At 53.5% G+C, this 11,796-nt stretch carries 12 protein-coding genes; 7 read left to right on the top strand and 5 right to left on the bottom strand.

All coding sequences use genetic code 11. The features are described 5' to 3' along the window. The first annotated feature begins 12 nt into the window (after positions 1-12). Positions 13-1,107, top strand: coding sequence for a porin (locus BLP45_RS04030; RefSeq protein WP_090369977.1), 1,095 nt, complete (start codon positions 13-15; stop codon positions 1,105-1,107). Positions 1,108-1,191: 84 nt separating this feature from the next. Here BLP45_RS04030 and BLP45_RS04035 read toward each other — a convergent pair whose 3' ends face one another. Further along, on the bottom strand, positions 1,192-1,998 hold the full coding sequence (locus BLP45_RS04035; protein WP_090369979.1) for an OBAP family protein: 807 nt from the start codon (positions 1,996-1,998) through the stop codon (positions 1,192-1,194). A 45-nt stretch (positions 1,999-2,043) separates the two neighbouring features. Here BLP45_RS04035 and BLP45_RS14550 point away from each other — a divergent pair, with 45 nt between their 5' ends. Both BLP45_RS14550 and BLP45_RS04040 read left to right on the top strand, forming a co-directional pair. Next, positions 2,044-2,196, top strand: coding sequence for a hypothetical protein (locus BLP45_RS14550; protein WP_176754652.1), 153 nt, complete (start codon positions 2,044-2,046; stop codon positions 2,194-2,196). Positions 2,197-2,202: 6 nt separating this feature from the next. After that, entirely contained in the window at positions 2,203-3,159 is a 957-nt protein-coding gene (locus BLP45_RS04040) for an aldo/keto reductase (protein WP_090369981.1), read from the top strand. 110 nt (positions 3,160-3,269) lie between these two features. On the opposite strand, the gene BLP45_RS04045 is transcribed toward BLP45_RS04040, so the two are convergent. Next, positions 3,270-4,451 (bottom strand): NAD(P)/FAD-dependent oxidoreductase, encoded by a 1,182-nt coding sequence (locus BLP45_RS04045; RefSeq protein WP_090369983.1) that lies wholly within the window; start codon positions 4,449-4,451, stop codon positions 3,270-3,272. A gap of 377 nt (positions 4,452-4,828) precedes the next feature. Between BLP45_RS04045 and BLP45_RS04050 the strand changes: the two genes are divergently transcribed. From BLP45_RS04050 to BLP45_RS04060, 3 genes are all read left to right on the top strand, one after another. Continuing rightward, entirely contained in the window at positions 4,829-5,293 is a 465-nt protein-coding gene (locus BLP45_RS04050; RefSeq protein ID WP_371128729.1) for an SRPBCC family protein, read from the top strand. Between the two features lie 129 nt (positions 5,294-5,422). Next, a complete protein-coding gene (locus BLP45_RS04055; RefSeq protein WP_090369986.1) occupies positions 5,423-6,460 on the top strand; it encodes a methyltransferase in 1,038 nt (345 codons plus the stop codon). A gap of 363 nt (positions 6,461-6,823) precedes the next feature. Then, complete coding sequence (locus tag BLP45_RS04060) at positions 6,824-7,144, top strand: putative signal transducing protein (protein ID WP_090369988.1); 321 nt, start codon at positions 6,824-6,826, stop codon at positions 7,142-7,144. A gap of 451 nt (positions 7,145-7,595) precedes the next feature. Here the strand turns inward: BLP45_RS04060 and BLP45_RS04065 are convergent, their stop codons facing one another. After that, positions 7,596-9,803 (bottom strand): TonB-dependent receptor family protein, encoded by a 2,208-nt coding sequence (locus BLP45_RS04065; protein ID WP_090369990.1) that lies wholly within the window; start codon positions 9,801-9,803, stop codon positions 7,596-7,598. A 139-nt stretch (positions 9,804-9,942) separates the two neighbouring features. Between BLP45_RS04065 and BLP45_RS04070 the strand changes: the two genes are divergently transcribed. Beyond that, positions 9,943-10,215: a hypothetical protein gene (locus BLP45_RS04070; protein ID WP_090369992.1), complete on the top strand. Its 273-nt coding sequence runs from the start codon at positions 9,943-9,945 to the stop codon at positions 10,213-10,215. 62 nt (positions 10,216-10,277) lie between these two features. Here BLP45_RS04070 and BLP45_RS04075 read toward each other — a convergent pair whose 3' ends face one another. Together BLP45_RS04075 and BLP45_RS04080 are read right to left on the bottom strand one after the other, a co-directional pair. Beyond that, entirely contained in the window at positions 10,278-10,757 is a 480-nt protein-coding gene (locus tag BLP45_RS04075; RefSeq protein ID WP_090369994.1) for a cupin domain-containing protein, read from the bottom strand. A 154-nt stretch (positions 10,758-10,911) separates the two neighbouring features. Beyond that, positions 10,912-11,616, bottom strand: a complete 705-nt coding sequence (locus BLP45_RS04080) for a DUF4198 domain-containing protein (protein ID WP_090369996.1) — start codon at positions 11,614-11,616, stop codon at positions 10,912-10,914. Positions 11,617-11,796: the final 180 nt, after the last annotated feature.

Below are 11,796 nucleotides of genomic sequence, written 5' to 3' on the forward strand. Positions count from 1 at the left end.
GCAGGCATGGAAATGGGAAGGATAATATTGGCCGCTTGCCTGCTGGCGCATACAGGAGTTTACGCGCAGGAGAGCATCAGGAAGATTGACCGTTCCCCATCTCCGTTTACCATCAGCGGTTATGCGGAACCATATTATAGCTTTGCTTTTGATAGGCCCCTCGGCGATACGAGGCCATCGTTTATCTATAGCTACAATAAAAATGATGAAGTTGCGGTAAATCTGGCTTTTTTGAAGGGATCCTATAATACCGACAGGGTCCGGGCTAACTTCGCAATGGCCGTGGGCAGCTATATGAAAGCCAATTATTCAACCGAACCCGGCGTACTGCAAAATCTCTATCAAGGCAACGTCGGCATAAAACTTTCCAGGGAGCATAGCTTGTGGTTTGACGTAGGTGTTTTTCCTTCGCATATCGGCTTTGAAAGTCCGGTGGGCAAAGACAACTGGACATTAACCAGAAGCCTGGGAGCGGATAACACTCCCTACTATGAATCCGGCGCCAGAATCAGCTATACGTCAAAGGATAACGCGTGGTTCGTGAGCGCACTGGTCCTCAACGGGTGGCAGCATATACGGCCTGTTCCCGGAAACAGCATGCCTTCTTTCGGTACGCAGATAACATATAAACCTTCTCCCGGAATCACCCTGAACAGCAGCACCTTTATTGGGAATGACTATCCGGATACGGCCAGAAGAATGCGCTACTTCCATAATTTCTACGGGATTTTCCAGCTTAATAGCCAAGTGGCCGCATTGATTGGTTTTGATGCCGGCATGGAGCAGAAACACAAGGATTCGTCCGCCATGAATACATGGTTCAACCCAACGGTTATTTTAAGATATACGCCGACGGCGAAAACCGCTATCGCAATAAAGGCGGAATACTATGACGATCGGCACGGTGTAAGGATTTTGACGGGCACGCCCCACGGTTTTAAAACATGGAGCTTCTCTACCAATTTTGATTATTCCATTTCACCGAATATATTATGGAGAGTGGAAGCCAGGACGCTTCAGAGCAGAGACAATATTTTCGTCGGCAGCGATCATGTCGCCGATAACACGAACACGTTTATTACCACCGCATTGGCTCTGAGTTTTTAGCCGGTCCGCCGCGGCATGTCTATACAATACTCGGTACTTGAAGTATTGCTGCCTCCATACAGTTGGCCGGAAGCCAGCAAAACATTACTCGGCCTTGCCGGTACCTTTCTGATCGGTCACGCCAGGGATGGGCTGCGTAGGACGGGCAAATTTACCTTTCAGGTCATCAACGCCCGATTGCGGTCGCGCGAATTGCCTTAGGTCCGCACGCTCCTTACGTTTTTGCGTGCTGTCTATTTTCATTTCCCTATCTCTTTTTTCCACCAGTCCGGCTTTGGGTTCACCATCCCGGTTGAAAGACCAGGCAAGCATCGGCTCACCCAAAGGCAGCAAGTCGCCCCCCGCTGTTCCCCCATAAAAGCCTGTATTCCATACGTGCCAGGTTTTGCCATAGCTATTCATCTTCCCTTTCATCAATGCTTCTTCCGCAATATCGGGGATATCCGGCGCGACAAGTTGCCCCGACAGAATTTCGCCGTTATGCGGATGCCAGTATTTTTTCTCCTCTTCGGGCAATTTTGCAAAGAGCTTCTCCGAAATAATATACTCGATGCCATTCAAATTTGCGTCCTTCGTATTGCCATCGAATAGCACGCACTGGGCAAAATCCTCATTCACCTGGTGGCAATAATGATGCGCCTCCATCTGGTTTTCCGGATGATCTTTCATGGGATGAAAGCCCACCAGGTAAATGTCGAATGGTTTCAGGGGGGGTGTGCCCTGCAGGAGCTTGGCGCCTGCCTCCAATATTTTTGTCTTGGGAGTTTTTGCTTCACCGGCAGGCGCGGCAACGGGCGGGACGGACTCCTGTGCAATGACAGGCGAAACCGGGCCGCCGATGAGCGCTACCGCGTAGAAAATAGCCGAAAAACCTTTGGTCCATTCGCTCATGCTCATTCCTGTCAATCATCCATGCCGTCCATTGTGGAAGATGCGATGGCCCGTAGTAAGTACGTTAGCGCACAGAAACCCGCACAACTTTATTGCGACGATGGCAAGAAAGCTTATGGCACGAAGCATGGATATGGCACAGCTAATGGCATCCTGTTATTGAAAATGCTGTTTAATTTTCAAGGATATCAGGAGTAATCCATCATGAACAAACGCCCCCTCGGCCCTACGGGCCTGGATATCGCGCCGCTGGTACTCGGCGGCAATGTATTCGGCTGGACAGTCGATCAACCGACGGCCTTCGCGTTGCTTGATCGTTTCGCGGACGCGGGCTTCAACGCCATCGACACCGCGGATGCCTACTCAATGTGGGCGCCCGGCAATCAGGGCGGCGAATCCGAAACGATTATCGGCAACTGGCTCAAGGCCTTGCCCGGCCGCCGCGCGACAATCGTCATTATTACCAAGGTCGGCGCAACCCTCGCCGAGGACAAGAAAGGCTTGTCGGCCGAGCGCATCATGACCGCAGCCGAGGATTCATTGCGCCGCTTGCAAACAGATTACATCGACGTTTACCTGAGTCACCAGCCGGACCCGGAAACTCCGATCGAGGAAACGTTGCGCGCCTACGAAAACCTTATCCGGCAGGGCAAGGTAAAGGCGATCGGCGCTTCCAACTATAGCGCCGCCCAGCTGCGCGAAGCACTGGCGACCGCATCAGAAAAAGGCGTGCCGCGCTACCAGGTTCTAGAACCTGAATACAACCTGTATGACCGCGGGAGTTATGAAGGTGAACTGCGTGATCTGTGCATCAAGGAAGGCCTGGGGGTCATCACCTATTACGGACTGGCGTTCGGTTTCCTGTCCGGTAAATACCGCTCCCATGACGACCTGGGAAAGAGCGTTCGGGGCGCGGGCGTCCGCAAGTACCTCAATGCCCGTGGCTTTCGTATCCTGCACGCCCTGGATAGCGTGGCGGCAGTGCATCACGCGACGCAGGCCGAAGTCGCGCTGGCATGGTTGATCGCTCGTGAAGGTGTTACCGCGCCGATTGCCAGTGCGACAAACGTTCAACAGGTTGACAGCCTCATCCGTGCAGCGCGGCTAACGCTCTCCGCTTCGGAGATCGATTTATTGAGTGACGCCAGCGAGCAAAGCTAGGCTCGCAACGAGGCGTGGATCAAGCCTTATTCGTTTGCGTCTCGCGGCGCCAACGGGAATTCCTGTTGTCATAGCCAGAATTCGCTAACAGCTACGCCATTTCTCGTGGCTTAATGAAATAAAATCCTCCGCCATCCCGCCAGTGTTAATAAAAATTCGGGATCAGACCTTTCGTTGAATAATCCTTCCACTTTACCGCGGGTATATGCGTTTCTGCCCGTGTGCGTCACCAGCTTGTTGGTCAGGTACGGCCAGTTGAACAAGAATTCGGCTTTACGGTACACCTCGAACTTCGGCTGGAGGGCGGCGATACTTCGCGTGTAGGCTTCTGCCACCGCGGCACGGCTGAGACCGTGTTTCACGATGATGGCTTCTGCCGCAAGGATGCCCGTTTCCATCGCCTTGCCGATTCCCTCGCCGGTGAGAGGAAAAGTCGAACCGATGCACTCCCCTATTCCCAGCAAACCACCATCGGCAACGCGGGTGCCGGTCAAGCCGGTGCGAAGCGGTGAGCCCTTGAGCGCAGTGACGATCTCGCCGTCTCGCATCAGCTCCTGTGCGAGCGGCAGCTTGGCAATAAATTGCTCATAGTGACGGCGAGGGTTGTTGTGTTTGTGCGCGGAACCGAAGAAGCCTATGCCGATATTGAAGACCGCATCCGGACCCGGGAAAATCCAGCCATAGCCGCCTCTGACAGTGGTATCGAAAGCAAACACCAATTCGTTAAAATCCTTTGCCAGGCGCTCGTTGCGGACATATTGGCGAACCGCGAAGCTCCTGCATTCAGCTCGCTGGAGCAAGCCGGCTCGCGCAATTGGTGCGGGATGAGCGCCAGTCGCGAGCAACACCCACCGCGCACGGGCAGAGGCAACTTGGCCATCGACATTGAATTCGACCCGGTAGATTTTCCCATCCTCATCAAGCACAGCGGTGAAATCGTGTCCAGGTAAAAATTCGGCGCCGGCTTCGATGGCCCCATTCAATAGTAATTCATCCAGTTTCAGGCGTGGCATGCACGCGCTGTGGGCGCGGATCAATACGTCGCTCCCATCGCAACTGATCAGCCGCATGCCATGCGTAGGATAGGATATTGCGGCTACGCGCCCGATCAACCCGAGTTTTTTCAGGGCATGGAACGCATCGGGGATCAAGGCGTCGCCACAGGTTTTGTCTCGGGGAAAGAGAGCCTTGTCGAATAGACCGACCGACAACTCGGCTTTGGTTAAAGTACGGGCCGCCGCACAGCCTGCGGGACCTGCCCCAACGATAATCACATCATAAGCGTGGCCCATGGAATTTATCAGCCGTTATTGCACTGTAGAATTTTTTGATAATCCGGCGTAGCAATCAGCCAACCCGGGAGATACTGCGTTATCGACCCATATCTCCTTTATAGACCAATAAACCGCAATTGATAGCAAGCGCCACGTCGCAGCTTATGATTGCCCTTATCCGCAGTAAGTGCAGTGAAGCACAATCCATCAAACAAACAATCCCGTTGCTTACGGGACGAGTAAAGGCGACAATCAACCTTGTACTCTTCAAGGATTTCACGGTTGAGAATTATCAGTAACGACCAATTTCTATTACTCGGTGCGTTTCAGTCTGGGCAGGAGTTATATAAATGTTTAATTTAGGCTCCATGTTCAATCTGGGCCCCGCTGACCCAGTGGTCGGCAAGAAGAGCATCCTGGTCAAGGTATGCGCTGCTGAAATCTTCAAATTTATCGGCGACGATTTATTTCATAACTATCCCAGATGGTCGCCAGAAGTACAGGAACTTGAATGTCTCACTGATGGGCCCGTAAAGTTGGGAACCATTGCAAGGCAGGTGCGCGTGGATCATGGCCAACGCTCGGAATCGAAATTTCGGATTACGATTTATGAACCGTCGAGGCGGCTGGCCTTTGCGGGCGTTGTTGAGCCTTATCGCTGCCTTTACGAACTAAAACCCCAAAGCAGGGAAGATTTGACGGAATTGAGTTTTACTTTTGAGCTGCTTGAACTCAAAGTATTCATGCGACCTTTTGAGCAGCTGGTCCGGAGCGCGATTCAGGACGGTGCAGTTCGCACGGTAGAAAATATAAAACGTTTAGTTGAAAGCGGCAAACCCGCCACAGCTGCTCGACTCTGACAGATACCTGGTTGCATCTGTTAGAGAAAGCGACTTGCGGTCGGGGCAGAAAAATCTTTTTACGCTCGACATTGTCCTCGGTGGATAATGGTTTCAGCATTCCGAATCGATCGGCGCGAGGATTTACTTATGACAGATGAAGTTTCTACACAAGCACAGCAACCGCAGGTACCGGATGATAGAAAACTATGGGATGTCGTCCTCGGAATTTATGGCTATCCGGCGCTGCTTCTTGCGCATAAGCTCGGCGTTTTTCCCCTGCTGGAAGACGGCGAACTTTCGCTACCCGTCATCTGCGAGAGGCTGAACATCAAGGCCCGCCCTGCCGAAGCGATCCTGGCCGCAGCAACAGCGCTGGGGTTCCTGTCTGTAAAAGAAGGGCATTATTCATTGACGGCAGTCGCTGAACACTATCTGCTCAAGAAAAACCCGAGCTATTTTGGCTTCATGTGGGATCTGATGATCGAAAACGATCAGGTGCATTCATTTAAAAGCCTGGAAAAGGCAATCCGCACAGATGCACCCCAGGTTTATGGCGGGACGGGTATATACCGTCCCGAAGAAGTGCAGGCCGAACTCGCGCGAAGGTTTACGTGCAGTATGTACAGCATGAGCATCAAATCGGCCTTCCACTGGCCGGAGATGCTCGATCTCTCCGCTCACCGTATCATGCTCGACATTGGTGGTAGTTCGGGCGCACATTCGATTGGAGCCGTGTCAAAGTGGAGTAATTTACAAGCGATCGTTTTCGATTTTCCCATGGTGTGCGAGGTTGCAAATCAATTCATTGCCCAGCATGGCATGCAGGATCGCATCAGGACATGCGAAGGAGACATGTGGCGTGACGAACTACCGACAGCCGATCTTCATTTTTACTCCACCGTTTATAATGACTGGCCCCCTGAGAAATGCAGCTTTCTTACCGCGAAGAGTTTCAATGCTCTCCCGCCTGGGGGGCGCATCATCATCCACGGAATACTCTATAACGAGGACAAATCCGGTCCGTTCGCTGCGGCTGCCTTCAGCATGCTCATGATGGGGTGGACCGAGGGGAAGTCCTACTCCTCCACGGAGTTGTCGGCCATGTTGAGCGATGCAGGATTTTGTGATATCGAGGTGCGCCCAGCCTTTGGCTACTATAGTGTAGTTACTGGTCTCAAACCTTAAAATCGCTTTCCAAAATAACCGCTCGCCCCTCACGGACCATATGCGAGTATTTGGTCGAGTAGCCTAGAGGAATTTCACTACGGGCTCACGGCGCGTCTTCAGCTTATTGGCCGCACCACTCACGAAACCGTCAGCGCGTGCCGCTCGGCAAGCTGCGATTTGGAACGCAATCTGCTCACGGGGAAGAAACTTTGCGCACACAACGTCCATCATGGAGTTGTTTGACGCCAATTGCAGTCCGCATCGCGTCCTTTGGGAGCGCGTTACGCAATTGCCGGGTAACGGTTCCCGTGCCCACTCATTTTTCGGGATGGGCAGACATAACAGTTAACATTAACTACCATACATAATATACTTAGGTATATGAAGAAAATATGCTCTGCAGCCAGCCTGATGGAAGCCCAGATCATGCTCGATCTTCTCGAACACGCAAACATAGCCGCCAGATTATTTAATGAACACGCGCAGGGCGGCGTAGGCGACATTCCATTTACCCATGCTTATCCCGAGGTGTGGGTCGTCCGCGACAGCGATTTTGCGCGGGGGCAGGCAATCGTACGCGCTTTTGAAAAAACCCCGGCTGAAACCCGCGTTGTTTTCTGCCGTGCATGTGGCGAGGAAAACCCGCGCAATTTCCAGTTGTGCTGGAAATGTGGTGCGGGACTTGAAGCCATGTGGGGATAAATTTGCCCGCCCCTGCGAACCGCCAGGAAGGCTTTTATGACGCGCATGCCATAACCACTTGGTATGGCAAACGGGAAGTGTGAGCGAAATCCACCTGAAAATCGAAATGCTCAAATAGCGCCGGTAAATGCGCTTGTCTTGCTCGACGCGAAGTTCAGCCAAACCAAATTTCTGTACCAGGTTGGATTGTCCGGTGCATACAATCTGTCGTTCATGAAGTTTCCCACATCTCAGGCATATCAGCTGTCAAGGCAACCGGTCCGATCAGCATGAGTAGGATGGGGGGAGCGGAGCGCAACCCATCAAAACGATTTCTGCCACATGAACGTTAGAAGCAATCGTACTTTGCGCGCCATATCGGCTATGAGCGGCTTCGAGCGTATAGCACCGGTACCGTTACTTGCGGCCCGGTATCAATCTGTTATCAAATAAGCAAGTAATCATCTCCCCTTCAGAAAGTGTAACTTGCGCTCACCCCCACCATATAGTTACGGCCGGGCGCGGGTTCATAGAAGCGGCTGTTGCCTTCATTCACGATCACGGATCCGATATATTTCGTATCCGTGAGATTGTCCACCCGTACGAACTCGGTGAACTTCCAGGCCTTGACCTGATGTGAATAGGAAAGCCTGATATTAGCGATGGCGTAGTGCCGCGCTGCTTCGGTATTGGTATCGTTGGCAAAAATTTTGTCGCGGTAAATCGCCTCCACCGCCGCCGAGAAACCAGGCAGGCCGCGCCGCCAGACTAGCTCCCCATAAGCGGTATTGCGCGGCACACCAGGCAGAAAATTGCCGGCCGCTACGGTCACGGCTGCCGCCGTCCCCCGGTTGGAGGAAAAAGCGTCCTGGAATGTCGCGTCGAGGTAGGCATAAGACAAGTAGGTGGAAAGATCGGAGCGGAAACGCGAATAGACCGAGAGTTCCACGCCGCGTCGTCTCGTATCGGATGCGTTCTGGAAAGTGGTCCTGCCGCCGGAACTCGTGGCAGGCACGATCTCGCCGGTGACACGCGACTCGAAAAGCGCCAGGTTTACCCGCGTATTATTTGCCGGCAGCCACTTGATTCCCGCCTCGACATTAAGACTTTTGCTTGGCTTAAGCGCGAAATTAAGGCCGGCGGTACCGTCCGGCTTATAGCCGAGCTCCGAGAAAGTGGGCGTTTCGAAACCACTGCCGGTGCTGATGTATAGATTGAGGGCGGGGGTTGCCTTGTACAACAACCCCATCACCGGATTCACGTTCCGATACGTAATACTGCCGCTGTCATTGGCGTTGCCGGCGCGGATAAAGAAATCCTCGGACCTGAAGTTCACTTCCGTATGGCGCAACCCGGCGGAAAGCGCCCAGGCCGGGGAAAATTCCCATTCGGTCTGCACATACTGGGCAAAACTGGTAACGGTATTATTTTCGTTGCGTCGCAGGCCCCCGCGCACCCCCAACGCCGTCCCGACAAAATTCTCGAAACCCTTGCGCCGCTCCCTGGAACCGTCGTAATCGATCCCCGAAGTCACTGTCAGAGGCCGCGGCCCGCTGCTGCGATACGTCCAGCGCAGGCCCAACCCGCCGAATTCACGATCCAGATCGACTACGCCTCCCGAACTTGTGGCGGAGGTTTGCGCGCCGCGAGGCACCGCGAGAAACTGCAGAATCTCCCGCGTTCCCATATAGCCGATCAGCTTGACCGTGTTCGCGGCGGAAAACCGGTGTTCGTAGACCAGGCCGCCTTGCGAATTATCGATGCTCTTGCGGGTGTTGAAGGTGGTTGCCCTCTCGTCTGCCTGGCTGGGGTCGGCGCTTGCCTGGACGCGCGTCAAGCCGAGGGGATCCAGCGTATCGCCCTGGTGCAGATGATTGGTCACCAGGGTAAGCGTCGCATCCTGGTTGAACCGGTAGGTAAGCTTCGCGCTTGACTGGTAGCGGGTTGCGGCACTGTGTTCGCGAAAACCCTGCGTTTCAAAACGGGAAATATCGACCACATAGTTGAATGGCCCCGGTGTTCCCCCTATTCCCGCGCCGCCTGGTCCGGCCGTGCCACCAAGCGTTCCACCAAGCGTCATTTCCCCGCGAATGGTGCCGTAGCTGCCTCCCAGGAGCGTGCCGGACAACACTGTGCCCGGTGGTCCATCCTCGGTAAAAGCCTGTATCACGCCCCCCGAAGCGTTGCCGTAGATAGCGGAAAAAGGACCGCGCAGCACTTCGATACGTTTGGTCGAACCGAGATTGATATTGGCCGCCTGGCCCTGGCCATCCGGCATGGTGGCGGGAATGTCGTCAACGATCAGCCGTATGCCGCGGATGCCAAAAGTGGAACGGGCACCGAAGCCACGGCTGGAGACTTGCAGGTCCTGCGCGTAGTTTTGCCGGTTTTGAATGACCAGGCCGGGAACACGCACCAGCGATTCCGAAAGGTTGACGCGTGGGCGGCCCTCCTGAATATCGGCTGCTTCCACCACATCAATAGACATCGGCAGCGAGAAGCTCGATTGCTCAACGCGCGTACCGGTGACGACGACGGGATTGAGCGCTGACGGGGGACTGCCGGATGAAGCGGTTGACTGGGCTGAAGAAAAGCCGGACGCAAATACCAGAGTGACCAGGCCAACTACGCGGCAACCGGCATCAGGGACAGGATTTTCAGTGACCTTAGACTCTTTCACTTATCGCCGCATGGTAACCGTATTACTGGATAGACGATTCGCCCCATTGCACCCCTCCCCAATTTGATAATTCAGGGCTTTACACCCACCCATGGTTGGGATAGGATTGAGTCTCATTTGCATTCATGGAGATAGGACAATGACAACTTCGACACCCCTTGATCCCCAAGGTATTCAGGATACCCACGTCCTTGAAGCGCATACCGACGCATTGAGGGCCCTTGTCACCGCTCTGGGGTGGCAAATTGACCCAGTACGCCTCCACGCCGATCTCCAGGCAATGGCAAGTATTACAAGGAGGAACGGCCGCGGTGCCTCGGCAGGACTTATCGATGAGCTCGCGCATACCGTCGAAACCCGGCTCCTCACTACGAATGTAAGTATTGAGCGTACAGTGGTTCCTTTCCGCTGACAGCGCCGGTTATTCCCCCACGCTTGTCGCCGCAATGGACGCGAAGCGCAAGTGCGTGACGCTTACTTGTCGTGCGTCGTCAACTGTGCTCCCGTCGGAGCGATAATGGTGGCAAGGAGCCGCGCCGGCACAGCCTGGCTGGGATTCTCCATGAACGAGTGTACCGTCCCAGGCGCTTCGCTCCAGCTTTCCCCGGCGCGATACTCGATTATTTCTCCGCTGTTCAGCTGTGAACGAACGGTACCTTCCAAAACATAGACAAAGACGGTACCGGCATGGCGATGGCTGCCGGTTTGCGCTTCAGGGGCGAGATTCACTATGACCGCTGTCAGAGTAGTTCCAGAATCATGGGGAAGCGCCTGTGATGTAACGGATGTCAGCGTAATTCCTCCAGAATTTTCTCGATCTCTTTTTTTATCAACCGCACCGCCCGGCTCTGCCGCACCGCTTATCCCTGCCCCAATCAAGAGAACAGAAGCTAGAAAGATTTTAATAGTTCCACTCATATGGCTGATTACAATTGATTTTGTTGTCTCCATCATTGATAGGTTCCTTGTAAATGGAAGTTACGAGTTATAAAAAATTTGCGAACTATGAAAATACGCCGGAAATTGCAGGCAGCACGCGAGCTTGATTATCCGCTCGACTTGTTTGCGTTTCAGCTCATCTCTACGTTTTGCTTTTCCGCATTTACCCTTATTTGCCGTGCGGCGCCGCCGGCATATTGAATGTCAGCGTGGCGCGGTGGCGAAATGCATCGAACTTTTGACCTTGAAACTCCCCTGGCTGTTTTTCCACATTGATAACTTCCAGCACATATTGACCAGGCCAGGGAGTCGTGATCTTGACCCTGCCATTCTCGTCAGTGGGATGTTCCTGCATCCAGAAATTGGGAGCGTAGACCATGACCTTGGCTTTTGCCAGCGGCGCATTGCGGAAATAAACAGTGAATGAATTAGGTGCCCCGTTCTCCGGCAGAATATCGAGCACGAGTTCGGGCTTCGCGGCTGCGCGCCTCAGCAATGGGCTGAAGCGGGCATAAAACATCGGTTTTACAACGCCGATACCGTAGTTGCTCCAGTCCTTGACCTCGTAACCAAGCTCCTCTGCGATCACCGGCGATGCACGGTTCGGAATCATCCCAAGATCGAAGTGATTATCCTTTCGGGCGACTTTAATCTCCTGCCGTTTGCTACTCTCATCGAGGAGCCAGGCCCGAGGCCCCTTGATTTCATCCAGCCTGCCGCCGCTTATCTCCCTTTCCTGCTCCTGGTATTCACCGAAATAAAGCCGCGCATGAAGTGTTTCGTCTCGTTCGATCCAGATATAATGCGCGGCCGCAGGAAGCGCGGTAGCCAGTCCCGTTAAAGCAAAGACACATACAAACAATTTCTTCAGCATGGCATTTTCCTTTTTTTAAATAACGAGATGCTCCCGGGAATTGGCATTCTAATCTATTGATCTGGATTGAATAAGATTTTACGTGTCAATGGGGTCAGACTCGATTGATTGTAAGACAGAAGCGGGATATAGTGCCGTTTTCCAAAATAAGAGATAAGAGATCGTCGTGGCGCGCTTGCC

Origin of the sequence: Nitrosospira sp. Nl5 (assembly GCF_900102495.1) — a bacterium.
In the GTDB taxonomy this organism is placed as follows: Bacteria; Pseudomonadota; Gammaproteobacteria; order Burkholderiales; family Nitrosomonadaceae; genus Nitrosospira.

Excerpts from the sequence above, each read along its gene's own strand:
- BLP45_RS04030 (WP_090369977.1), top strand. The coding sequence starts at position 13 with ATGGGAAGGATAATATTGGCCGCTTGCCTGCTGGCGCATACAGGAGTT.
- BLP45_RS04035 (WP_090369979.1), bottom strand. The coding sequence starts at position 1,998 with ATGAGCGAATGGACCAAAGGTTTTTCGGCTATTTTCTACGCGGTAGCG.
- BLP45_RS14550 (WP_176754652.1), top strand. The coding sequence starts at position 2,044 with ATGGCCCGTAGTAAGTACGTTAGCGCACAGAAACCCGCACAACTTTAT.
- BLP45_RS04040 (WP_090369981.1), top strand. The coding sequence starts at position 2,203 with ATGAACAAACGCCCCCTCGGCCCTACGGGCCTGGATATCGCGCCGCTG.
- BLP45_RS04045 (WP_090369983.1), bottom strand. The coding sequence starts at position 4,451 with ATGGGCCACGCTTATGATGTGATTATCGTTGGGGCAGGTCCCGCAGGC.
- BLP45_RS04055 (WP_090369986.1), top strand. The coding sequence starts at position 5,423 with ATGACAGATGAAGTTTCTACACAAGCACAGCAACCGCAGGTACCGGAT.
- BLP45_RS04060 (WP_090369988.1), top strand. The coding sequence starts at position 6,824 with ATGAAGAAAATATGCTCTGCAGCCAGCCTGATGGAAGCCCAGATCATG.
- BLP45_RS04070 (WP_090369992.1), top strand. The coding sequence starts at position 9,943 with ATGACAACTTCGACACCCCTTGATCCCCAAGGTATTCAGGATACCCAC.
- BLP45_RS04075 (WP_090369994.1), bottom strand. The coding sequence starts at position 10,757 with ATGATGGAGACAACAAAATCAATTGTAATCAGCCATATGAGTGGAACT.
- BLP45_RS04080 (WP_090369996.1), bottom strand. The coding sequence starts at position 11,616 with ATGCTGAAGAAATTGTTTGTATGTGTCTTTGCTTTAACGGGACTGGCT.